The organism is Janthinobacterium sp. SUN073 (assembly GCF_030397665.1).
Classification (GTDB): Bacteria; Pseudomonadota; Gammaproteobacteria; order Burkholderiales; family Burkholderiaceae_D; genus Janthinobacterium.
Window position 1 is genome coordinate 204,384 of the sequence record NZ_JAPUBT010000003.1, and the last position, 23,082, is coordinate 227,465.

A 23,082-nucleotide genomic window follows, 5' to 3' on the forward strand; every position below is an offset into this window, starting at 1 on the left:
CCATGACATCCGTTTTCAACCACTCTCACTGCATGCAGGCATTGCCATGAACTCCTTCCTCGCGGTCCATCCTTACCTTCGTTGCGACGATGTCTCGCTGATGCGGCCGGCGCTGGCGCTGGCGAGCTTGCTGCTGCTGCTGGCCGCCCTGCTCTGGCGCCGCCTCCGCTGGCGCCAGGCCGGCCGCGCGCCGGCCGCCAGCGCGACAGCTGCCGATCTGCATCAGCAGCTGCAAATGCGCAAGGCCACCGAGCCGGCCAAGGCGGCAGACACGGCACCGCCGCCACAGCCCGAGGCGCTGGACACGCCGCCGTTCGAGCTGGCCCGCCTGGACGCCATGTTCGGCTACGACCGGCGCTTGCAGGGTGAGATTCTGGCCCTGTTCGTGGCCGAGACGCGCGACCGGCTGGCCGGCATCGCCCATGCGCTGCGCTGCGAACGCCCGGCCCCGGCAAGAGTGCTGGCACAGGAAATTGTCGACAGCAGCTACGCCATGGGCCTGCTTCCCTTGCAGGCACTGGCGCGCCAGGCCGTGCATGCGGGCTTTTCCAACGATATCGGCGCGCTGCGCCGCCTGCATGCGGACCTGCTGATGGCGCTCGACGTGCTGTCGCAAGCGGTCACGGCCCTGCAAACGGGCGCCGCGCGGGAGGATGACTGCAGCGGCATCGGGAGCCGGCCATGAAGGCGCACCTCGATCTGGCCAGCCTGCTCGGCGGCGCCATCCTGCCCTCGCCCGCCTGGCGGCGCCACTGGCTGGCGACCTTGTTCCAGCAACAGGTGCCGTTCGACGAGCTGGCCGAACAACTGGGCTGCGATCCGGCCCTGACCGGCACGGTCATCGGCCTGGCGAATCGGGCCGTGCCGCCGGGTGAGCGCCAGCATGCGGCAGTCGACGCCGCGATGCTGGCCGCCATCGGCCTGCCCGCCCTGCGCCAGGCGTTCGCCATCCCGGCCCTGCCAGCGGCCACGTGTGCGCACTTCGACGAGCAACGATTCTGGTCGCACTCGCAGGCCATGGCCTGCGCCGCCCGCGTGGCGGGCGAAGCGCTGCAACTGGCGCCGGCCAAAGAGCTGTACACTTGCGGCTTGCTGGCCAACATCGGCCAACTGGCCCTGGCCGTGCTGCATCCGCAAGCGTATGGACAACTGCTGGGCCAGCACGGCGGCGCTGCCAGGGCGCTGCTGCTGTGCGAGGAATCGCGGCGCTTCGGCCACCACCAACTGGCGCTGTCAGCCAGTCTCATGCGGGGCTGGGGCATGCCGGACATCCTGTGCGATGCCGTGCGATGCCATGCCGCGCCACCCGGCTTCGGGCAGGCCGGACGCATGACAGACCTGGCCTGGCTGCTGAAACTGGCCAGCGGTTTCGCCGACCTGATACTGCGCAATGGCGTGGGGCCGCGCGGGCCGGCCACGGCCGCCGCGCGAGTACTGGGTCTGGATGTGAACCATATGGAAACGCTGTTACGCCACAGCAACGCGGAGTGGAGCGAATGGCGCGAAATCCTGGAAGCGCACGCCCATATTGCCCTTGGCCGCATGCGCAGCAGAATCGGGCCCGCCGCGCTGCAGGTTTTTAGTGAATTCATCTAATTTGTTGAAATTGATTTTTTGAGCGTGATTGCGTATCATTCCATTCAACTTCATCCTCGACCATAAAGTCCATCATGCACACTGCAGACGTATGCACTACCCAAAAGGCTGCCGAAATCCTCGGCATCTCGGTCACATCGGTGCAGCAACTGGTCGAGGCCGGCGTTATCGAAGCCTGGAAGACCAAGGGCGGCCACCGGCGCATTCCCCTCGCGGCCGTCGAGGCCTACAAGGGCAATCCCGGCCAGCAAGGCCAGGATCAGCGCGCGGCACGCGCCAGCCGCCCCGCAGCATCGGGCCGCCCGCCGTCCATCCTGGTGATCGAAGACAATCCGATCGAACGCGCGCTGTATGAAAAACAGATCGGTTCATGGGGCTTGCAGGCAAGCTTGCGCTTTTGCGAGAACGGCTACCAGGCGCTGATGGAAATCGCCCGCGACCAGCCCGACATCCTGCTGGCCGACATCATCATGGAAGGCATCGACGGCTACGAAGTGATCCGCACCATCCTGGCCGACCCGCTGCTGGCGGACATGCATATCGCCATGCTGTCGAGCCTGACGCCAGAGGAACTGGAAGAACGCGGTGGCGTGCCGCCCGGCGTGGTGTTCTTTGCCAAGCCCGTCAATTATGACGAGCTGCGTGGCTATCTGCGCGCCTGCTGCGCCGGCCATGCGCGGCGCAACAGCCTGGCCGCCTAGCGCGCCAGCGCTTTTCCCGCTCTTCCCTCGTTCCGGAGCCCCCCATGCAAGCCTATCGCCACATCGATCCAGCCGTGCTGTTCCAGGCCACCGGCCACGACCTGGAGATGTTCCGCGCCCTCTCGCAGACCTATCTCGACACGGCGCCGGCCATGTTTGCGCGCGTCGAGCAAGCCGTGCGCGGCGGCGCGGCGCCAGCCATCGTGCATAGCTGCCATACCTTGCGCGGCACCGTGGCCCTGCTGGGCGCCAGTGCCCTGGTGGCGCGCCTGGCGCAACTGGAGCAGCTGGTGCGCCACCAGGGCGTGGCGGCACCGGGCTGGCTGGAGGAAACGGCAGCGCTGGTCGGCGCAGTGGAGCAGGAGGTCGGCCGCAGCATGCGCGAGTACACGGGCGCGCAGGCATGAACGCCCGCCAGGCCGTCTTGCGCCTGGCGCACCGCTATCGCCCGCGCACCACGGCAGCCGTGGTGGGCTTGGTGCTGGTATGCCTGCTGGCGCTGCGCATCGTCGTTTCCGGCGTGCTGCTACACCGCGAAGCCGTCGATGACTGGCAACAGGATCTGTCCAACCTGTCGCTGCTGCTGGCGGAAAACACGGCGCAAAGCATGACGGCGGCCCGCCTGGTGCTCGACAGCGTCAGCAACGACATCCAGGCCGCCGCCCCCGCGGATGCGCGCGCGCTGGCCGCCGCCGTTGGCACCCCGGCCATGCACCAGATGCTGCGGCACAAGATCGGCGGCGTGCCGCAAGTGGACGTGGTGTCCATCGTCGGCAGCGATGCCAGCGTGCTGGTCTTCAGCCGCGCCTATCCCGCGCCGCCCATCCGCCTCGACGAGCGCGATTACTTCGAGTATCACCGGCGCCACCCGGACGGCGGCATGCATGTCAGCGCGCCCGTGCAAAACAAGGGCAATGGCGCCTGGACCTTCTATATCAGCCGGCGCATCAGCAGCCCGGACGGCCACTTCCTGGGCGTGGTGCTGGTGGGCCTGTCGTGCGACTTCTTCAGTAAATTCTTCCAGAACACCAGCATCGGCGAACATGCGGCCTTTTCCCTGTACCGCAGCGACTACACGCTGCTGGCCCGCTGGCCGGCCGTGCCCGCCATGATGGGCCAGCGCAACCTGACGGGCAGCACCTACCGTCTGCTGGAGCAGGGCAAGACGCATGGCGTGCTGCAGGTGGACTCGCCGCGCGCGGCCGAGCAGGGGCGCACGGTCGACCGCCTGGCCGGCGTACGGCTGGTGCGCGACTATCCGCTGGCCATCAATGTGACCATTACGGACGACGTCTACCTGGCGACCTGGCGGCGCATGCTGCGCACCATGGGCGGCGCGGCGGTCATCAGCCTGCTGGTGCTGGCCCTGGCCATCGCGCTGATCCTGGCCCTGCTGCGGCGCCAGGAGCGCGACGCGGCCATGGCGCTGGCGCTGCAAGCGCGCGCGGAAGCGGCGAATGCCGCCAAGTCGCGCTTCCTGGCCATCATGAGCCACGAGATCCGCACGCCCATGGCCGGCATCGCCGGCATGGCCGAACTGCTGCAGGAAACCAAACTCGACGCGTCACAGCAGCAATATGCGCAGCGTATCGGCGATGGCGTGCAGCACCTGATGCGCATCCTGAACGACATCCTCGACCTGTCCAAGGTCGAGGCAGGCCAGATGAACATCGAACTGCGCGACTTCGACCCGCGCCTGCTGCTCGACGATGTGCTGGCCCTGCACCGCCCGCACGCCGAGCGGAAGAAGCTGCACCTTGCCAGCGACGTCGGCAACAGCGTGCCGCAGCGGCTGTGCTCGGACCGCACGCGCATCGCGCAAATCCTCGGCAACCTGCTCAGCAATGCCATCAAGTTTACGCCCTCCGGCAGCGTGACCGTGCGCCTGCACCTGGAAGCGGCCACGCCGGACGGCGCCAGCGCCTGCCTCGTCGCCAGCGTCCACGACCAGGGCATCGGCATGAGCCAGCAGCAGCTGAGCCGCATCTTCGAGCCGTTTTGCCAGGCCGACGACAGCATCAGCGGCGTGTATGGCGGCACGGGACTGGGCCTGAGCATCTGCAAGCACCTGGTAGCGCTGCTGGGCGGCGAGATTTTCTGCAACAGCGAGCCCGGCGCCGGCTCCCGCTTCACCGTACGCATTCCCTGCCAGGAGGCCCAGGCGCCAGGCGCCTGCACGCCGGAGCCAGAGGCGACGCCAGCGCCGCCCGTCGAAGCCACTCCCGCATCGGCATCCGTGCCGGGCGCGCGCATCCTGCTGGTCGAGGATACGGCGCTGAACCGCCAACTGGTGTGCCTGCAGCTATCCGGCCGCGGCTACCACATCGACACGGCGGAGAACGGCGCACTGGGCCTGCAGGCACTGGCCGCGCAGCAGTACGACCTGGTCCTGATGGACTGCATGATGCCCGTCATGGATGGCTACCAGGCTTGCCAGGCCCTGCGTGCCCGCGAAGCGGCCAGCGGTGCGCCGCACCTGCCCGTCATCGCCCTGACGGCCGGCGTGACCGAGGACGACCGGCAGCGCTGCGTGGCGGCCGGCATGGACGACTATCTGTCCAAACCCTTTACGGCCGCCCAGCTGCGCGCAATGGTGGAGCGCTGGCTGACGCGCTAGCCGGCAATGCACACCTACCGGCCGGCGCTGAATACAACACTTCCGCATAAAAATCATTTTATTCGATAAAATCAATTATATTCGCTATAATTGACAAATCAACGCGCCAGTGACGCCGGACTTCCGCGCATAACGGAAAACCTGGCAAACCTGGCAGACCTTGCGGAGGCAGCATGCGGCAGTACAGATACTGGAAGGCCATGGCCTGGGAGCGCTGCGATACGCGCACCCTGCTGTCGCTCTTCATGGCGGTCCTGCTGGCGGGGCTGTGGAGCATCACCATGCTGCAATTGCAGCGCGCGCACGACGCCGCCATCACCGATGCCGGGCGCGATGCGCGCAGCATGGCGCGCGTCTTCGACGAACACGCGATCCGCACGATCGAGGCGGCGGACCAGGCGGTCACCTACCTGCGCGGCCGCTACCAGGCGCTGGGCAGTCGCCTCGACATCGTGACGGACCTGCAGCAAGGCCTCAATCCCGGCCCCCTGTACAATCTGTTTACCATCGTCGACGAACGGGGCGACACGGTACTGTCGAGCCACCCCTTCAAACCGACCAACCTGGCCGACCGCGAACACATCCGGATACACATGCAGCGCGACAGCGGCGAACTGTATATCAGCAAGCCGGTGCTGGGGCGCGTGTCGAAAAAATGGTCGATCCAGATGACGCGCCGCATCAACCATGCCGATGGCCGCTTCAAGGGCGTGGTGGTGGTCTCGATGGACCCGTATTACTTTACGCGCCTGTACGACGAAGTCGACCTGGGCGACAACAGCTCCATCACGCTCGTCGGCAATGACGGCGTGGTGCGCGCGCGCCGGGTCGGCGCCGTCAACACCATCGGCCAGGATCTCGGCGGCAGCAAGGTATTTACCTTAATGCAAGGTAACACGCGGGGCAGCTTCACCGAGCGCAGTCCCGTCGACGGCACCCTGCGCATTTACGCCTTCGAAAAACTGGCCAACTATCCGCTCTACATGCTGGTCGGACTGGACCGCGACACGGTATTGGCCGACTACGTCTCGCGCCGCAACCAGGCCTTGCTGATGGCCGCCGTCACGAGCGCGCTGATCGTGCTGTCCTGGGCGGCGCTGGTGCTGCTGATCGGCCGCCTGGTCCACAGCCGCGCCAGGGCCATCGCCGCCAGCGAGGCCAAGTCTCGCTTCCTGTCGAACATGTCGCATGAATTGCGCACGCCCCTCAATGGCATCCTGGGTTTCTCCGAGCTGCTGCTGGAGCGGCTGCGCGAGCCGGAACAGGCCGCCTACGCGCAAACGATACAGGACAGCGGCCGCCAGTTGCTGGCCATGGTCGAGGCGGCGATGGAACTGAGCGCGCTTGAAAACGACCAGGTGCGGCTGGAGTCCGCCGCCGTGCCGCTGGACCAGTTGCTGGCACTGGCGCTGGCGCCGCACCGGCAGCGCGCGGCGCACAAGGGCCTGCTGCTGGCCTCGCACATCGCGCCCGCAACGCCGCCCAGCATCGATTGCGACCGCGTGCGTCTGGTGCGCGTGCTCGATATCCTGCTCGACAATGCCATCGCCTACACGTCCGCGGGGCGGGTCGATGTCCACGTCATGACGAGTGGCGCGGAGCTGCAGATCGAGGTGCGCGATACGGGCATCGGCATCGCGCAGGCGCAGCAAGCCGACATCTTCGACAAATTCTCGCAGGCGGACGACTCGCCGAGCCGCGCCCATGGCGGCGCCGGCATGGGCCTGGCCATCGCGCGCCAGCTCGTCACCTTGATGGGCGGCAGCATCGGCGTGACATCCGCGCCGGGCCACGGCGCCGCCTTCCGCCTGCGGCTGCCGCTGGGCGGCACGGCCAGCGCGATGGCGGCGGACGGCAAATTGACCACACTTTCGCATGCATAGTCATACGCAAAAGTTGTCCTGCATCCATATCGGGTATAGCATCGCCCCATGACCTATCACACAGATGCGGCGGCGGTACGCAGACAATGGATCGAATGGCTGTTTTTACTCCTCGGCTTGCTCCTCGTGGCGGCCGCCCTTGCCTACGCGCACCTGGCCGAAGCCGCGCGGCACGACGCGGCCGAGCGTGAACGGCTCAGCGTGCTGACGGCACTGCTGGCAAAAAATATCGAAGTCGACCTGGCAGCGACCAACCTGGTGCTCGACGGCGTGATCCGCGACTATCTTGGCGCCAATACCGCGGCAGACTCCGGGCAAGCCCTGACCCGGCGCCTGGCCGCAGTGGTCGACGCCATGCCGGGCGTGCGCACCATGCTGGTCATCGATGCGAAGGGCAAGCCGATCGCCACCAATATCGCGGAACTGGCCGACCAGGATTTTTCGCGCCGCGGCTACTTCCAGACGGCGCGCGACGCCCCTGATGCGCGCATGCTGTACATCTCGGCGCCCTTCCATTCCTTCAAGGGCGACCTGGTCATCACGGCGTCGCGCATGGTGCAGGACCAGCAGGGCCGCTTTGCCGGCGTGGTGCTGGCTACCCTCGATCCCGAATACTTCACGGCCAAGTTCCGCACCGCCATGTATGCCCCCGACGTCTGGGCCGTGGTGCTGCATGGCGACGGCCGGCAGTTCCTGAACTATCCCGCCAGGGCCGCGAATGGCGGCAATGTGGACCTGCCCGGCAGCTTCCTGCGGCGCTTTCGCGACAGCGGCTATCAGGCTGGCGTACTGAGCGGCGTCGAGATTGCCGGCGCCGCCGCACCCCGCATCATGGCCATGGCGACCATCGCGCCGCCCGCGCTGCACATGGACCGTGCCATCATCATCGGCCTGAGCCGCGAAGAAGCGGCCATCGCCGCCCCGTTGCGGCGGCAGGCGCTGGCCTACGTCCTGTGCTTTGCCATGCTGGCGCTGGCCGGGGCCAGCCTGCTGTTCTGGAGCCAGCGGCGGCGGCGGCAGCAGGCCGCCTGGCATGCGGAACAGGAAACGGAGCGCCAGGCCATGCAAGCCGTGTCCGACAGCGAAACGCGCTTTCGCACCTTGATCGAAGATGCGCCCGTGGCCATCGCCATCCTGCGCCACGGTCGCTTCATCTACTCGAATCCCCGCTACCGCAGGCTGCATGGCTACTCGTTCGAAGACGATCTGAACGGTCTACCGTGGTCCACCATGATTTCCGCGCAATCGCAAGCGGCACTGGCCACCAACGAAGCGCTGATCGAGGCGGACTCGCCCAGCGAACAGGTGTTCGAAGCCGTCGGCCTGGACAAGCAGGGCCTTCCCGTGCCCGTCTTCAAGACCACCACGCGCGTAATGCTCAAGGATGGACCTGCCACCTTGATCTTTGCGCAGGATGTTTCCGCGCAAAAGCAGGCCGAAGAGGCCATGCTGCTGGCGCGCGATGCGGCCGAGGCGGCCAACCGCAGCAAGGCCGAATTCCTCGCCAACATGAGCCATGAAATCCGCTCGCCGCTCAACGCCATCCTCGGCATGGCATGGCTGCTGGAACGGGGCAGCCTGGACGGGGAAGGACTCGAGATGACGCGCAAGATCCGCGCCGCAGGCCAGTCCTTGCTGGGGATCATCAACGACGTGCTCGACGTGTCGAAAATCGAGGCGGGTCACATGAACATCGAACAGGCGCCGTTCCGCCTGGCCGAGGTGATCGAGAAGATTGCCGCCAGCATGGGCGTGGCCGCGCATGACAAGCCGATTGAGGTGCGGATCGGGCCGCTGCCCGATGGCGTGGACCTGGTGCTGGGCGACGCGCTGCGGCTGGAACAGGTGCTGGTCAACCTGACCAGCAATGCCATCAAATTCACGGCGCAGGGTACGGTCGAGCTGTTGAGTACACTGGAAAGCCGCGACGGCGACGCCGCAGTGCTGCGTTTCAGCGTGCGCGACACGGGCATCGGCATCGCGCCCGAGGCGCAGGAAACGATCTTTTCCGCCTTCGCCCAGGCCGACACGTCCACCACGCGCCGCTTCGGCGGCACGGGCCTGGGCCTGACCATCTGCCGCCAGTTGGCCAGATTGATGGGCGGCTCGCTGCGCCTGCAAAGCCGCCTGGGCCAGGGCAGCGAATTCAGCTTCACGGTGCCGCTGCAACTGCTGCCCGCCAGCACCCAGTCCTCGCCGGACATGCAAGCCTTGCATGCATTGCTGGCCGATGCCAACGCCGACACGCGCGAGGCCGTTGCCGCCGTGGTGCAGGGCCTGGGCTGGAGCGTGCATGCCGTGTCCGACGGGCGGGCGGCCCTCGACTATGCGCTTGCCTGCGCCGAAGACGCGCGGCCCGGCGTCGTCCTGCTGGCCGCGCGCATGCCGGAGCTGGACGGCGAAGCGACGGCGCGCGCGCTGCGCGAATACCTGCCGCCGCAAGACTGCCCCGTCATCATCCTGGCAGCGGGCGGCGTGCCAGCCACGCGGCCGGCGCGGCGCCATACCGACCCGGCCGATCCGGCCGACGCCATCCTCAACGAACCGGTGACGGCTTCCAGCCTGTACAACGCGACGATGGAAGCGCGCCAGCAGCGCGCCCGGGCCGCCGGCCTGGACGCCAGCCTGGATGTGCCGGAAGAACGCGTACTCACCGGCGTGCGCGTGCTGGTGGTCGATGACAGCGAAATCAACCGCGATGTGGTCAACCATATCCTGTGCGACCAGGGGGCAGTGCCCTCGTTCGCCTGCGATGGCAGGCAGGCGCTGGACTGGCTGCTGGCCCACCCCGCCGATGTCGACATCGTGTTGATGGATGTGCAGATGCCTGTCATGGATGGCTTGCAGGCGACGCGCGCCTTGCGCCAGCTGCCGCAGTTTCAGGACTTGCCCGTGGTGGCGCTGACGGCCGGGGCGTTCCAGACACAGCGCACGGCGGCACTGGAAGCGGGCGTGAATCATTTCATCAGCAAACCGTTCGACGTGCCGCAGACCATCGCCCTGATCGCGCGCGCGCATCGGCGCCATGCGCAAGGTCTGCCAGCCCTGCCGCCGGTCGTGACCGAAGCGGCGATGCCCGTGCCGCCGTGCGGCGCGGCAGCCGTGATCGACGTGCAGCAAGGCATGGCGCAGTGGCTCGATGAGGCGCCCTACCGCCAGCATCTGTCGCGTTTTGGCAGTAACTATCGCAATACGGTGGATGCCATGCGCGCGCTGCTGGCAGCCAATGCGCGCGACGATGCCGCCGCGCTGGCGCACAAGCTGGCGGGCGAGGCTGGCAGCCTGGCCCTGCCCGCCACCCTGCAAGCCGCGCAGCAAGCGGAACAGCTGCTGCACGCAGGCGACGATGCGTCGGCCGCGCTCGACACGCTGGAACAGGCGCTGGCGCGCGCCATCGAGGCCGCCGCCGCCTTCACGGCGCAAACGCCGCCCGGCCAGCCGGCCATGCCCATGATAAAATGATCGATATGATAACTCGGAGGACGCCATGATCTGGTGCAGGGATTTGCTGCTGAGGGCCTTGATGCTGGGCATGCTGCTATTCGTCGTGGGCGAATCGCTGTCCTACTGGACGCCGGAACTCAAAAAACTGATGGCCTGGCGCCCCTTCTGACAGCTTAGCCTTCGCGCCCATCCACCCTGGCGCGCCACAGATAGGGCGCATACACGCACGCATACAAGCCAAAGGCCAGCGACCAGCACGCGCCGGCAGCCAGCAGCAGCGGCATGGCCAGCGCTGCGGGACCGACGGCGGCCAGCAGGCGCGCCAGCGCGCCCAGCTGGACCAGCCAGTACATCGCCGCTTCCGCCCGGCCGCCTTTCAACGGCCGCCCCGTGTGGCCCAGGGTGGTGCGCGTCATCATGCCGATGATCAATCCCGCCATCGAGCCCACCGTCAGCGCGTGAAATGCGGCGCTGGCCGGCAGCAGGCCCAGGCTGGCGGCCGCCAGCAGCGCAAAGCCGACGCCTATCCACGCATATGACAGGTGCAAGATCCACAGCAAGGGCACGCGCAGCGTGCGCTGCGGCTGCCAGGCCAGCAGATTGGCCAGCGAGACGCCGGCAGCGCAGAACGCCAGTGGCGCCGTCAGCCAGGCTGGCGCGCCTGCCAGCCACGCGATGGCGGCCGCCGCCATGCAGGCCACGGCGACCAGCGCCCGCTTCGGACTGGCCACCGGCGTGCTGCCCGGTGCGCCATTGCGGGTAAACATGGGAATGACGCGCGCGCCGATCACCGATTCGATCAGCACGATGATGAAGATGGCCGCCTGCACGGGCACGAACAGCGACAGCGGCAGCCAGCCCAGCACGGCCGCGTGGAACAGGCCATTGGCCAGCGCCAGCAAGGCCAGCAAAGCGACCAGGAACAGGTTGCGCGTATTGCCGGAACGGTGCAGCACCTGGTACAGAGGCCAGGCGGCCAGCGGCAGGAACAGCCACTCGACCAGCGCCGGCACCAGCCCGGGGCCGCACAGCATGGCGATGCGCCCCGCCAGCCACAGCGCCGCCAGCGCCATCAGCTGCGCACCGTGCGGCGTGGGCAAGCCCGTCCAGTTGCGCCCCGCCGTATACAAAAACCCCACGACGACGGCCAGCGCGAAGCCGAACACCATTTCATGCATATGCCAGCCCAGCCCCACTTGCAGGCCGCCCGTCAGCAAGCCGGCATAACTGGCCAGCCACAGGGGAATGCTGATGGCCGCAAACACGGCCGCCAGCAGATAGAACGGGCGGAAACCCAGCTGCCAGACGGCATGGCGGGCATGCCAGGGCGCGGCGCCTGCTGTCGTGGAAGGTGGAGAAGGTTCGCTGATCGGGGTAATGGCCATGATGGGCTCGCTTTTAAAGATATATTCAATATACTACTTTAAAAGCGCAAGGACGGCCATCGGCAAAAAGGACTAGATGTGGGGGTCAGCCCCCCCCCCCCACTACCGGGCTACTTGCCCTGGCGGTGCTCGACCGCATACACGGCCGCCTGCACGCGGCTGGTGAGGTTGAGTTTTTTCAGCACGTTCTGCACGTGGATCTTGACCGTGCTTTCGGCCAGGTCGAGGGTGCGCGCGATGCCCTTGTTGCTCTCGCCGCGCGACAGACAGTCGATGATTTCTTTTTCGCGCGGCGTGAGCTTGTCGAGTTCCGACACGGGCTCCTCGCGCCGCGTGCCCGCCTGCAGCTGCGCCACCAGCTTGCCCGTCATCGCTTCGGCGATGACGACTTCGCCGGCGGCCGCGCGGCGGATGGCGCGCACCAGGTAGTCGGCGTCGATATTCTTGATCAGGTAGCCGCAGGCGCCCGCGCGCAGGGCCGTGGCCAGATCCTCCGCGTCTTCCGACACGGTGAGCATGACGATGGCCGTGTCGGGACAGTCGTGCTGCATCAGCTGCAGCGCTTCCACGCCCGACATGCCGGCCATGTTCAGGTCCAGCAGTACCACGTCGGGCTGCAACTGGATGGCGCGCTTGATGCCTTCGACGCCATCGGCCGCTTCACCCACCACGGAAAAATCGGTATGCCGCTGCAGCAGCGAGCGTATACCGCTGCGGAACAGCGCGTGGTCGTCCACCAGCATGACGGTGATCGGTTTATCGGGAGTCTCCATTTTTTTGTACTTTCAGATAGTGTCTTAGGCGGCGCGGCGCTGCTCGCGCGACAGGTGCAGTTCGACGGTCGTGCCGCCACCGGGACAGGCGTGCACGTCGAACGTGGCGTCGATGCGCTGCGCGCGCTCGCGCATGATATGGATGCCGACATGGCTGTCGCCCTTTTCCAGCACGGCGGCAGCATCGAAGCCAACGCCATTATCGCTGATCGTCAAGGTAAAGTCCTGGTGATCGGCGAGACGCACCTCGACGTGGCTGGCCTGGGCGTGCTTGCGGATGTTCGACAGCGCTTCCTGCACGATGAATAGTAACTGCAATTGCTGCTCGCGGGGGAATGGCGCGCCGTCGACGTCGGCCAGCAGATCGGCCTCGATGCCCGTCTGGCGGCGGAATTTGTCGATTGCCGCGCGCAGGGAGCCGATCAGGTCGTCCTCCATCAGGCGGCTGCGGAAGTTGGCCAGCAGTTCGCGCACGTCCTCGTAGCTTTCCTTCACGCCCGCATGCAGGGCCGGCACGATGCCCGCCACTTCATCGAAACGCGCATTGCGCACGGAGTCGTCCAGCATCTGCACTTGCAGGTTGAGGAAATTGAGGCTTTGCGCGATGCTGTCGTGCAGGCCCTGCGCCACCAGGTTGCGCTCTTCGGAAATGGCCATCTCGCGCTCGCGCGCGGCCAGGCGCAGGTTTTCCAGCGCGATGCCCAGCAGCTGGCCCAGGGTTTCCAGCAGCGCCAGCTCGCGCGCGGAAAACACGCGCGCATGGCGGAAGTGCAGGTTGAAAAAGCCCAGGTGCTGTTCATGCGCATGGATATGGAAGACGGAGACGGTGGCAAAGCCCTCGCGGTGGCAGCGCAGCTCGTGCGCCTTGTCGATGCGGCGCATGTCGTGCACCTTCGCCACCTTCATCTCGACGGCCGTGCCGCACAGGCAGTCGCCCACTTTCAGGCAATGCTCGGACGCCACCAGCTCTTCCGACAGGCCGTGGTGCACCACCATGTGCAGATTGCCCCGCTCCGCATCGAGCACGCGCACGGTGGAGCCGTCCGCCTCGAAATAGTCGACGATGCGCTGCATGAAGCCGCCGCAGATGTCTTCCAGGGGCTGCGGGCGCTGCAGGAAAGCGGCGCTTTCGTACAGCAGCGCCAGTTCGCGGTTGCGGTACTCGAGGGTGGCCGTCTTGCTGCGCACGCCCTCTTCCAGGTTGCCGTACAGGGCCTGCAGACGGTCGGCCATCTGGTTGAAGCCACTGGCCAGCTGGCCGAATTCGTCATTGCTTTCGACGGCCAGGCGCACGCTGAAATCGCGCTCCTTCATGCGCTGCATGCCCAGGCGCAGACGCGTCACCGGCTCGATAATGAGCATGAACATCAGGTAAATCATGCTGACCGTGCCGATGACGGCCATGCCAACCAGGATCAGCTGCGAGGCACGCAGCCAGAAGGTACGCTGCTCGCTATCGTGCTCGATCAGGCGCACCAGCTGGTCGACCTGGCCGACGAAGGTGTCGGCGTCATGCTCGAACTGGCGCGCGCGCGCGGTGGAATCGGCGGCCAGGGCGGCCGGACGCAAGGCGCCGCGCCAGGCGGCGCCGATGCGCTCGAATTCGGACTTGATGACAGTGCTGGGGGGCAGGAACAAGGGGCGCTGCGGGTCGCCGTGGCCGATCTTCGCCAGGGTCTCGTCGATCAGCAGCACCTGCTGGCGCGCCTGCTCGCCGGCGTCGCTGGCCAGCAGCAGGGTCAGGCGGTAGGTCTGCATGCGCAGGCGCCCCGTTTCATTGATGGCGGCAGAACTGCCTTCGAGCTGCCACGACAGGAACAGGGTGCAGCCGATGGCGCTCAGGGCCAGTACCAGCATGAGCAGCAGCGCGCCGACGATCTTGGTCGACAGCTTCTGCCAGGAGGAAAACATCGCCTTGAATTTCATAGATCCTTTTGCTTTAACAAGCCCATTCTTAGCGCCACGACACCTGACAAAACCGTAGCGAGCGGCAGTGATTTGTGGCCGAGAAGCGCAACCGTACTCTAGTACGGTGAGCATCGCCGGCCGCAAAGCGCGACGCGCAGTAGGTTTGGCCAGGTGTCTATCCTAGCCGCCCGTCTGCGCCATGAACCTGATAATTTTATCGGGCTGCGTATTGAAATCATGCTGCTGCGGCTTGAGTTCGATGGCGGCGCGGATCGCCGCTTCGATCTCCGCATCGGTGGCCCCGCCGCGCAGCATGGGGCCAAGGGCGAATTTTTCTTCCTGCCCCAGGCACAGGTACAGGGTACCATCGACGGACAGGCGCACGCGGTTGCACGTGGCGCAAAAATGCTGCGACATCGGCGTGATGAAGCCGATGCTCGAACGGCCATCGGCTGTCGCCATGTAGCGTGCCGGCCCGCCCCCCAGTTCTTGCGCCTGCGGTACCAGACCAAAGCGGGCCGCCAGGCGCTCGCGCACTGGCCCGAGCGGCATGTAGCTGGCATTGCGGCCCGTACTACCCATCGGCATGGCTTCGATCAGGCGCAGGATGAACTGCTGCTCGATACAGAAAGCCGCCATGGCCTCGATCTGGCCGTCATTGACGCCGCGCATGGCCACCATATTGATCTTGATCGGGTCGAAACCGGCCGCCTTGCCCGCCATCAGGCCGTCCAAAATAGGCTGCAGGCTGTCGCGCCCCGTGATCTGCTGCATGCAGGCGCGGTCAAGCGAATCGAGGCTGACATTGATGCGGTCCACGCCCGCCGCGCGCAAGGCCACGGCGTGCTTGCCCAATTGCGTGGCGTTGGTCGACAGCGACAGATCCTGCAAACCGGGCAGCGCGGACAACCTTTGCGCCAGCTCGGGCAGGTTGCGCCGCAACAGCGGCTCGCCACCCGTCAGGCGCACGCGGCGCGTGCCAAGGCGCACGAAAATTCCCATCAGGCGCTCGATCTCGTCGAACGTCAGCCAGTCCTTCGGCTCCTCGAAGCCGCGAAAGCCCTTGGGCATGCAGTAACTGCAGCGCAAGTCGCAGCGGTCGGTGACGGACAGCCGCACATAATCGATCGAACGGCCAAAACGGTCCTGCAACTTGACGCTACCCATGACGCTACTCCTGATTCTTCCGTGATTGTAAAGGCTGGGGCACGATCTGGCTGTGCCCCAGAAGGCCTAGCGGCCTACGCCTTTCGGGCTATTGCACCAATGGACTGGCTGTGCCTTCGACGCTGGCACCTTCCAGTTCGATGCCCGCGATGTCGGCGCGCCCCACCAGCAAGTGCAAGTACTGGTGCACGGCGCGCTGCCACGCGGCGCGCGACAGCCGGTCGGCGATCTGCGCCTGCACCGCCTCGTAGGCGATGGCCTGGCCTTCGACCCGGCGCAGCACTTGCACGATGTGGTAGCCGAAGCGCGTTTCCAGCAAGTGGCCGGCCAGCGCGCCCGCCTCCAGGCGGAACAGCAGCGCGTCAAATTCCGGCACGCTCTGGCCCGGCGACAGCTGGCCCAGGTTGCCGCCCAGCGCGCCCGACGGACAGTTCGAATACTGCGCCGCCAGTTCGGCGAACCGTTCCGGCGCCAGCTTCAACGCGTCGAGCACGGCTTGCGCCGTCGTGCGCAGCAGCTCCAGCGGCGCCTCGGGGGTCACCTGGAACAGGATGTGGCGCGCCTCGACCAGCGCGCCGCTGCGAAACAGCTGCGGGCGCTGCGCATAAAAGGTGCGGCAAGCCGCATCGTCGGCCGGCGGTACGCGCACTTCCTGCTCGAACAGCGCTTCGACCAGGGCATCGTCGCTATCTGCTTGCAAGCCCAGGCGCTGAGCCTCGTCCAGCAGCAGGCGGCGCAGCACCAGTTCATGCACGGCCTGCTTCAGCGGATTGCCCGCCTGCTGGTGGTGCGGCAGTTCCTGCGCGATGTCGGCATCGTCGATATCGATGCCATTGACAGAAATTCCCATGATGATTCTCCTTTCAATGACCGCCTTAGCGGCGGCGCACCAGTTGATAGGCGCGGCCCAAATAGGCAACTGCGCCAAAGCCGCTCCACACGTGCACCAGACGGGTGAACGGGAAGATGACGAACAGCGACATGCCCATGAACAGGTGCAGCTTGAACACCAGCGGCGCATCGACGATGAAGCTGGCGGCGTCGCTGCGGAAGGTGACGATGTGCTGCGCCCAGTTCATCAGCAAGACCATCATGTGGCCATCCATGTGCGAAGCCGAGACGAAGATCGACGACAAGCCCAGCAGCAAGGTCAGCAAAATCCACAGCATCACCAGCTTGTCGCCGGCCGTGGTGACGGCGCGCAGCCGGTCATTGGAAAAGCGGCGCACCAGCAGGATCAGCAGGCCCGCAAGGCACAGGCCGCCCATGATGCCGCCAGCGGCCATGGCGACGCCCTGTTTCAGGCTGTGCGTCACGCCCAGCGTATCCCACACCCAGACGGGCGTGAGCAAGCCGGCCGCATGGCCGAACAGCAAGCCGATGATGCCGATGTGGAACAGGATATTGCCCAGGCGCAGGCTGCCACGGTGCAGCAGCTGGCTGGAATCGGACTTCCACGTGTATTGCTCGCGGTCGAAACGGATCAGGCTGCCGAGGAAAAAAATCGCCAGCGCGATGTATGGATAAATGCCATACACAAATTGATGCAAGTAATTACTCATGATGTACTCTCCTCATGCGGGCGCAGTGGGCCCATTAAGCGGCGCGGCGCGGCTGCGGGTGAAAATGCACGGGATGGACGCCGCCCGGGGCTTGACGCAGCAAGGGCTCGACGCCATCCGCACCGGGTCCGAAGGTTTCCAGCGCCTCGTCCATATCGCGGATGGGCGGTTCGGCCAGCATTTCGGCCGCCACGGGGCTCAGGCGTTCGAGCACCGTGAAGACGGGCGCATACGGACTGCCGTTGGCCGTCAGCTTGCGGCCGATATGCGCCAGCACGTGGACGGCGTCGCCCAGCAACGGCGCCGATGCCGCCTCGTCGAGCTGTGCCAGGAATTCCAGGAACAGCGGCACGAAGTCGGGCAAATCGTCGCCCGTCATCTGCAAGCCATGGCGCTTGTATTCCTCCATCAGGTCGACCATGGCCTGGCCCCGGTCGCGCGATTCGCCGTGGATATGCTCGAACAGGTGCAGCGAGTGCGACGGATTGCGGTCGAACGTGGCCACGTACTGCTGCTGCAGGTCGATCAGGCTGCTGCTTTCCAGGTGCGCCAGCAAGGGCCGCAACAGCGCGTGCTGTTCCGGCACGGCCGCCAGCGCGGCATCGACCTGCGGCAGATGCGCGATCAGCTCGGGCTCGGGATACAGCAACAGCCGCGAGAGGATTTGATACTGATTCATAGCGTGTGTCATCTCAGCTCCTTAAGCGCCTGGCGCCGTTTTGCGCGACTTCGGCATCTGCATGAAGATGGCCGAACCGTGTTTTTTCTTGCCGAACAAGGTCGGTTCGCTGGTGCCGTCCGAACAGCCGTTGCCGAAGCTGAAGCCGCACGAACCCTTCTCGTTGAAGCTGTCCTCAGCCATTTCCTTGTGGCTGCTGGGGATGACGAAGCGGTCTTCGTAATTGGCAATCGCCATGATGTGGTACATATCCTCCACCTGCGCCTTGGTCAAGCCCACTTGTTTCAGGACCGTGAGGTTCTCCACCTTCTCGACCGTTTTGCTGCGCATGTAGGCACGCATGGCCAGCATGCGGTCCAGCGCCGTGACGATGGGCGGCTGGTCGCCGGCCGTCAGCAAATTGGCCAGGTACTGCACGGGAATGCGCAGGCTTTGCGTGTCCGGCAGCATGCCGTTCACGCCCAGCTTGCCCGATTCGGCTGCCGCCTGGATCGGCGACAGTGGCGGCACGTACCACACCATCGGCAAGGTGCGGTATTCGGGATGCAGCGGGAACGCCACTTTCCACTCGACGGCCATCTTGTAGACGGGCGACTTGACGGCCGCTTCCAGCCACAGGTCAGGAATGCCCTGGCGGCGCGCCTCGGCGATGATGGCCGGGTCGTGCGGATCGAGGAACAGGTCGAGCTGCGCCTGGTACAGGTCCTGCTCTTGCGGCACGGAGGCCGCTGCCTCGATCTTGTCGGCGTCATACAGCAGCACGCCCAGGTAGCGGATGCGGCCCACGCACGTTTCCGAGCACACGGTAGGCTGGCCAGCCTCGATGCGGGGGAAGCAGAAGGTGCACTTCTCCGCCTTGCCGGACGACCAATTGTAGTAAATCTTCTTGTACGGGCAACCGGAGATGCACATGCGCCAGCCGCGGCACTTGTCCTGGTCGATCAGCACGATGCCGTCGTCTTCACGCTTGTACACGGAGCCAGATGGGCAAGACGCCACGCACGTCGGATTGAGGCAATGCTCGCACAGGCGCGGCAGATACATCATGAAGGTGTTTTCGAAGGTGCCGTACATCTCCTTCTGCATGTTGTCGAACAGTTTATCCTTGCTGCGCTGGGCAAATTCACCGCCCAGGTCATCTTCCCAGTTCGGACCCCACTCGATTTTTTCCATCTTTTTCCCCGTCAGCACGGAGATCGGACGGGCCGTCGGCGGCGTCTGCGACAGCGGCGCGCTTTGCAGGTGCTCGTAGTCGTAGGTGAACGGCTCGTAGTACTCGTCGATGGCGGGCAGGTTCGGGTTGGCGAAGATATTGGCCAGGATTTTCAAACGGCTGCCCTGGCGCGGCTCGATCTTGCCCGCGTCCGTGCGGCGCCAGCCGCCATTCCACTTGTCCTGGTTTTCCCACTGCTTCGGATAGCCGATGCCCGGTTTGGTTTCCACGTTGTTGAACCATGCGTACTCGACGCCGTCGCGGCTGGTCCATACGTTCTTGCAGGTGACGGAACAGGTGTGGCAGCCGATGCACTTGTCCAGGTTCAGCACCATGCCGATTTGCGCTCTGATTTTCATACTATGCTCCTTCTTCCTGCAACGGGCCTTCGAGCCAGTCAACCTTGTTCATCTTGCGCACCAATACGAATTCATCGCGGTTGGAGCCCACCGTGCCGTAGTAATTGAAGCCGTACGCCAGCTGGGCGTAGCCGCCGATCATGTGCGTCGGCTTGGGCACGGCGCGCGTCACCGAGTTATGGATGCCGCCCCGCTTGCCCGTCATCTCCGCGCCAGGCACGTTGATGATCTTTTCCTGCGCGTGGTACATCATCGTCATGCCGGCCGGGATGCGCTGGCTGACGACGGCGCGCGCCGTCAGGCTGCCGTTCACGTTGAAGACTTCGATCCAGTCGTTGTCGACGATACCGGCCGTCTTCGCATCCGTTTCCGACAGCCACACGTGCGGTCCGCCGCGCGACAGGGTCAGCATGCGCAGGTTGTCCGAATATGTGGAGTGGATGCCCCATTTCTGGTGCGGCGTCAAAAAGTTCAGCGCCAGTTCCTTGTTGCCGTTCGGTTTGGTGCCCAGCAGCGCTTCCGTTGTCTTGGTATTGATCGCCGGCTTGTACACGCACAGGCCTTCGCCGAAATCGCGCATCCACAGGTGATCCTGGTAAAACTGCTGGCGGCCCGTCAGCGTGCGCCATGGGATCATTTCATGCACGTTGGTATAACCGGCCGTGTAGCTGACTTCTTCGCTTTCCAGACCCGACCAGGTGGGCGAGGAAATGATCTTGCGCGGCTGCGCCTGCACATCGCGGAAGCGGATGCTGTCATGCTCGCGCGGCTTGGCCAGATGCGTGTGCTCGCGTCCCGTGATGGCCGACAGCGCGGCCCAGGCTTTCACGGCCACGTGGCCATTCGTTTCCGGCGCCAGCGTCAGGATCATCTCGGCCGCATCGATGGCCGTGTCGAGGCGCGGCTGGCCCTTCGACACGCCTTCATCGAGCACCGTGCGGTTGATGCCGCGCAGTACGTCGACTTCATGGCCCGTTTTCCAGGAAATGCCCTTGCCGCCGTTGCCGATGGTTTCCAGCAGCGGCCCGATCGAGGTGAATTTCTTGTAGACGTCGCGGTAGTTGCGCTCGACCACCGTCATGTTCGGCATGGTCTTGCCTGGAATGGCGTCGCATTCGCCGGCGCGCCAGTCCTTGGGGTCGAAAGGCTGGCCCAGTTCACCAGGGGTGTCGTGCATCAGCGGCGTGAGGATGATGTCTTGCTGAGTGCCCAGCAGTTCGCCACCGATTTCCGAGAATTTCTCGGCCAGCCCTTTGTAGATTTCCCAGTCCGACTTCGATTGCCACAACGGCTGCACGGCTTCCGACAGCGGGTGGATGAACGGGTGCATGTCCGAGGTGTTCAAGTCATCCTTTTCATACCAGGTGGCCGTCGGCAGCACCACGTCGCCATACAAACACGTGGTCGACATGCGGAAGTCCAGCACCACCAGCAGATCGAGCTTGCCTTCGGCGGCGGGACGCACTTTCACCTGTTTCGGCGTGATGCAATCATCTTCGTCGCTGAGCAAGCCATTCTGCGTGCCCAGCAGGTATTTCAGGAAGTACTCGTGGCCCTTGCCCGAGCTGCCCAGGATGTTCGAGCGCCAGACAAACATATTGCGCGGGAAGTTGGCCGGATTGTCCGGGTCGTCGCACGAAAACTGCAGCTGGCCCGCCTTGATCTGGTCGAGCGCATACGCGGCCGGTGCCTGCCCTGCCGCCTTGGCGGCCTTGGCCACTTCCAGCGGATTGGTTTGCAACTGCGGCGCCGATGGCAGCCAGCCCATGCGTTCAGCCTTGGCGTTGTAATCGAGCAGGGTCAGGTCGCCCGTGCCGCCGGCCGCCGATGGCGAGGCGATGTCGCCCGTTTCCAGCTTTTCGTGGCGCCATTGGCTCGTATGGGCATAGAAGAACGAGGTGCCGTTCATCTGGCGCATCGGGCGTACCCAGTCCTGGGCGAAGGCCAAAGGCGTCCAGCCCGTTTGCGGACGCAGCTTTTCCTGACCCACGTAATGGGCCCAGCCGCCGCCCGACTGGCCGATACAGCCGCACATCATCAGCATATTGATGATGCCGCGATAGGTCATGTCCATGTGGTACCAGTGATTCAGGCCGGCGCCCACGATGACCATGCTCTTGCCGCGCGTCTGGTCCGCGTTTTGCGCGAACTGGCGCGCCACGGTGATCACGTCGGCGCGTTTCACGCCCGTGTGCTTTTCCTGCCAGGCGGGGGTGTACGGCACGTCGTCGTCATAGCTTTCCGCCACGTTTTCGCCGCCCAGGCCACGGTCGATACCGTAGTTGGCCAGGGTCAGGTCGAACACGGTGGTGACCAGGGCGGTGCTGCCGTCGGCCAGGCGGATGGTTTTCACCGGCACCTTGCGCAGCAGCATGTCGGACGCATCCTTGCCGCCGAAGTAGGCGAAACCCACTTCCGTGACGGCGTCGCTGTCGTTGATCATGGACAGCATCGGCACGATGGGCACGCCGCTGCCGCCGGCCTTCTGTTCCAGGTTCCACTTGCCCGACTCACCCCAGCGGAAGCCGATCGAGCCGGCCGGCGCGGTAATCGCACCCGTGGTTTCGTCGATGACCAGGGTTTTCCATTCCGGGTTGTTGGTTTCGTCGAGGTTGTTGTCCAGATGCGAAGCGCGCAGGAAGTAATCGGGCACCAGGGTGCCGTTATGCTCCTTGAGCAGCACCAGCATGGGGAAGTCCGTGTACTGGCGCGCATACTCGCGGAAGTAGTCGGACTGGCCTTCCGAGTGGAATTCCTTGAGGATGACGTGGCCCATGGCCAGCGCCAGCGCTGCGTCCGTGCCCTGCTTCGGCGCCAGCCAGATGTCGCCGAACTTCACCATTTCGCCATAATCGGGCGAGATAGCCACGGTTTTCGTGCCCTTGTATCGCACTTCCGTGTAGAAGTGGGCGTCCGGCGTGCGCGTCATCGGCACGTTCGAGCCCCACACCATCAGATAGGTCGAGTTGTACCAGTCGGCCGATTCCGGCACGTCCGTCTGTTCGCCCCACACTTGCGGGCTGGCCGGCGGCAAGTCGCAGTACCAGTCATAAAAGCTCAGGGCCACGCCGCCGATCAGCGACAGGTAGCGCGTGCCGGAGGCATAGCTGACCATGGACATGGCGGGAATCGGCGAGAAGCCGACGATGCGGTCCGGGCCGTATTTCTTGATCGTCAGCGCATTCGCGGCGGCGATGATTTCATTCGATTCGTCCCACGTGGCGCGCACGAAGCCGCCCAGGCCACGGATGGATTTGTACTGCTGCGAGCGCACGGGGTCCTGGCTGATCCAGTCCCAGGCGGTGACGGGGTCCATGGTCTTGCGCGCTTCGCGCCACATTTCCATCAGGCGGCCGCGCACCATCGGATACTTCACGCGCTGGGCCGAATACACATACCAGGAATAGCTGGCGCCGCGCGGGCAGCCGCGCGGCTCATGGTTGGGCAGGTCGGGCCGCGTGCGCGGGTAATCGGTTTGCTGGGTTTCCCAGGTGATCAGGCCATTCTTGACATACACCTTCCAGCTGCAAGAGCCGGTGCAGTTCACGCCATGCGTGGAGCGCACGATCTTGTCGTGCTGCCAGCGCTGACGGTAGGCGTTTTCCCAAGTGCGGTCTTCATCGACCACGGTGCCATGGCCGTTCGAGAACGGCTCGGCAGGCTTGCTAAAAAATTTAAGACGGTCCAGAAAGTGACTCATGCTACCTCCACATTGCGCCGCAAGAGCGGCGCCAGGTCATAAAAACGCTGCAAGCAGGATGGCTCAAGCGTCGATACAAACAGTCTATCGATGCG

At 65.2% G+C, this 23,082-nt stretch carries 17 protein-coding genes; 8 read left to right on the top strand and 9 right to left on the bottom strand.

Annotated features, from left to right (window positions below):
• The first annotated feature begins 46 nt into the window (after window positions 1–46).
• The 8 genes from O0882_RS11620 (at window position 47) to O0882_RS11655 (ending at window position 10,410) form a co-directional block, all read left to right on the top strand.
• Window positions 47–685 carry a hypothetical protein gene (locus tag O0882_RS11620; protein ID WP_289948062.1) on the top strand — a complete coding sequence of 213 codons (639 nt, stop codon included), beginning with the start codon at window positions 47–49 and terminating at the stop codon, window positions 683–685.
• On the top strand, window positions 682–1,596 hold the full coding sequence (locus tag O0882_RS11625; RefSeq protein ID WP_289948063.1) for an HDOD domain-containing protein: 915 nt from the start codon (window positions 682–684) through the stop codon (window positions 1,594–1,596). Before O0882_RS11620 ends, O0882_RS11625 begins: the two co-directional genes overlap by 4 nt.
• A 74-nt stretch (window positions 1,597–1,670) precedes the next feature.
• A complete protein-coding gene (locus tag O0882_RS11630; protein WP_100872835.1) occupies window positions 1,671–2,297 on the top strand; it encodes a response regulator in 627 nt (208 codons plus the stop codon).
• A 44-nt stretch (window positions 2,298–2,341) separates the two neighbouring features.
• The gene (locus O0882_RS11635; protein WP_289948070.1) at window positions 2,342–2,704 is read left to right on the top strand and encodes an Hpt domain-containing protein; all 363 of its coding nucleotides are present in this window, start codon (window positions 2,342–2,344) and stop codon (window positions 2,702–2,704) included.
• Window positions 2,701–4,914 carry a hybrid sensor histidine kinase/response regulator gene (locus O0882_RS11640; RefSeq protein ID WP_289948072.1) on the top strand — a complete coding sequence of 738 codons (2,214 nt, stop codon included), beginning with the start codon at window positions 2,701–2,703 and terminating at the stop codon, window positions 4,912–4,914. Before O0882_RS11635 ends, O0882_RS11640 begins: the two co-directional genes overlap by 4 nt.
• A gap of 173 nt (window positions 4,915–5,087) precedes the next feature.
• Window positions 5,088–6,797: an ATP-binding protein gene (locus tag O0882_RS11645; RefSeq protein WP_289948074.1), complete on the top strand. Its 1,710-nt coding sequence runs from the start codon at window positions 5,088–5,090 to the stop codon at window positions 6,795–6,797.
• Between the two features lie 48 nt (window positions 6,798–6,845).
• Window positions 6,846–10,259 carry a response regulator gene (locus O0882_RS11650; protein WP_289948076.1) on the top strand — a complete coding sequence of 1,138 codons (3,414 nt, stop codon included), beginning with the start codon at window positions 6,846–6,848 and terminating at the stop codon, window positions 10,257–10,259.
• Between the two features lie 25 nt (window positions 10,260–10,284).
• Window positions 10,285–10,410 carry a hypothetical protein gene (locus O0882_RS11655; protein ID WP_289948077.1) on the top strand — a complete coding sequence of 42 codons (126 nt, stop codon included), beginning with the start codon at window positions 10,285–10,287 and terminating at the stop codon, window positions 10,408–10,410.
• Window positions 10,411–10,414: 4 nt separating this feature from the next.
• On the opposite strand, the gene O0882_RS11660 is transcribed toward O0882_RS11655, so the two are convergent.
• From O0882_RS11660 to O0882_RS11700, 9 genes are all read right to left on the bottom strand, one after another.
• A complete protein-coding gene (locus O0882_RS11660; protein ID WP_289948078.1) occupies window positions 10,415–11,626 on the bottom strand; it encodes an NnrS family protein in 1,212 nt (403 codons plus the stop codon).
• A gap of 110 nt (window positions 11,627–11,736) precedes the next feature.
• Window positions 11,737–12,399: a response regulator gene (locus O0882_RS11665; protein ID WP_034781594.1), complete on the bottom strand. Its 663-nt coding sequence runs from the start codon at window positions 12,397–12,399 to the stop codon at window positions 11,737–11,739.
• Between the two features lie 24 nt (window positions 12,400–12,423).
• A complete protein-coding gene (locus tag O0882_RS11670) occupies window positions 12,424–14,325 on the bottom strand; it encodes a type IV pili methyl-accepting chemotaxis transducer N-terminal domain-containing protein (RefSeq protein ID WP_289948079.1) in 1,902 nt (633 codons plus the stop codon).
• A gap of 162 nt (window positions 14,326–14,487) precedes the next feature.
• On the bottom strand, window positions 14,488–15,474 hold the full coding sequence (gene moaA, locus O0882_RS11675) for a GTP 3',8-cyclase MoaA (RefSeq protein ID WP_289948080.1): 987 nt from the start codon (window positions 15,472–15,474) through the stop codon (window positions 14,488–14,490).
• Between the two features lie 88 nt (window positions 15,475–15,562).
• Entirely contained in the window at window positions 15,563–16,324 is a 762-nt protein-coding gene (locus tag O0882_RS11680) for a peptidylprolyl isomerase (protein WP_289948081.1), read from the bottom strand.
• Window positions 16,325–16,349: 25 nt separating this feature from the next.
• On the bottom strand, window positions 16,350–17,036 hold the full coding sequence (gene narI, locus O0882_RS11685) for a respiratory nitrate reductase subunit gamma (RefSeq protein WP_289948082.1): 687 nt from the start codon (window positions 17,034–17,036) through the stop codon (window positions 16,350–16,352).
• Between the two features lie 34 nt (window positions 17,037–17,070).
• Window positions 17,071–17,727 carry a nitrate reductase molybdenum cofactor assembly chaperone gene (narJ, locus tag O0882_RS11690; protein ID WP_289948083.1) on the bottom strand — a complete coding sequence of 219 codons (657 nt, stop codon included), beginning with the start codon at window positions 17,725–17,727 and terminating at the stop codon, window positions 17,071–17,073.
• A gap of 9 nt (window positions 17,728–17,736) precedes the next feature.
• Complete coding sequence (gene narH / locus O0882_RS11695; RefSeq protein ID WP_034781611.1) at window positions 17,737–19,287, bottom strand: nitrate reductase subunit beta; 1,551 nt, start codon at window positions 19,285–19,287, stop codon at window positions 17,737–17,739.
• 1 nt (window position 19,288) lies between these two features.
• The gene (locus tag O0882_RS11700) at window positions 19,289–22,987 is read right to left on the bottom strand and encodes a nitrate reductase subunit alpha (RefSeq protein ID WP_289948084.1); all 3,699 of its coding nucleotides are present in this window, start codon (window positions 22,985–22,987) and stop codon (window positions 19,289–19,291) included.
• Window positions 22,988–23,082: the final 95 nt, after the last annotated feature.

What these genes read in the sequence shown, in the direction of transcription:
- O0882_RS11620 (WP_289948062.1), top strand. Translation starts at nt 47, where the DNA reads ATGAACTCCTTCCTCGCGGTCCATCCTTACCTTCGTTGCGACGATGTC.
- O0882_RS11625 (WP_289948063.1), top strand. Translation starts at nt 682, where the DNA reads ATGAAGGCGCACCTCGATCTGGCCAGCCTGCTCGGCGGCGCCATCCTG.
- O0882_RS11630 (WP_100872835.1), top strand. Translation starts at nt 1,671, where the DNA reads ATGCACACTGCAGACGTATGCACTACCCAAAAGGCTGCCGAAATCCTC.
- O0882_RS11635 (WP_289948070.1), top strand. Translation starts at nt 2,342, where the DNA reads ATGCAAGCCTATCGCCACATCGATCCAGCCGTGCTGTTCCAGGCCACC.
- O0882_RS11640 (WP_289948072.1), top strand. Translation starts at nt 2,701, where the DNA reads ATGAACGCCCGCCAGGCCGTCTTGCGCCTGGCGCACCGCTATCGCCCG.
- O0882_RS11645 (WP_289948074.1), top strand. Translation starts at nt 5,088, where the DNA reads ATGCGGCAGTACAGATACTGGAAGGCCATGGCCTGGGAGCGCTGCGAT.
- O0882_RS11650 (WP_289948076.1), top strand. Translation starts at nt 6,846, where the DNA reads ATGACCTATCACACAGATGCGGCGGCGGTACGCAGACAATGGATCGAA.
- O0882_RS11655 (WP_289948077.1), top strand. Translation starts at nt 10,285, where the DNA reads ATGATCTGGTGCAGGGATTTGCTGCTGAGGGCCTTGATGCTGGGCATG.
- O0882_RS11660 (WP_289948078.1), bottom strand. Translation starts at nt 11,626, where the DNA reads ATGGCCATTACCCCGATCAGCGAACCTTCTCCACCTTCCACGACAGCA.
- O0882_RS11665 (WP_034781594.1), bottom strand. Translation starts at nt 12,399, where the DNA reads ATGGAGACTCCCGATAAACCGATCACCGTCATGCTGGTGGACGACCAC.
- O0882_RS11670 (WP_289948079.1), bottom strand. Translation starts at nt 14,325, where the DNA reads ATGAAATTCAAGGCGATGTTTTCCTCCTGGCAGAAGCTGTCGACCAAG.
- moaA (WP_289948080.1), bottom strand. Translation starts at nt 15,474, where the DNA reads ATGGGTAGCGTCAAGTTGCAGGACCGTTTTGGCCGTTCGATCGATTAT.
- O0882_RS11680 (WP_289948081.1), bottom strand. Translation starts at nt 16,324, where the DNA reads ATGGGAATTTCTGTCAATGGCATCGATATCGACGATGCCGACATCGCG.
- narI (WP_289948082.1), bottom strand. Translation starts at nt 17,036, where the DNA reads ATGAGTAATTACTTGCATCAATTTGTGTATGGCATTTATCCATACATC.
- narJ (WP_289948083.1), bottom strand. Translation starts at nt 17,727, where the DNA reads ATGACACACGCTATGAATCAGTATCAAATCCTCTCGCGGCTGTTGCTG.
- narH (WP_034781611.1), bottom strand. Translation starts at nt 19,287, where the DNA reads ATGAAAATCAGAGCGCAAATCGGCATGGTGCTGAACCTGGACAAGTGC.
- O0882_RS11700 (WP_289948084.1), bottom strand. Translation starts at nt 22,987, where the DNA reads ATGAGTCACTTTCTGGACCGTCTTAAATTTTTTAGCAAGCCTGCCGAG.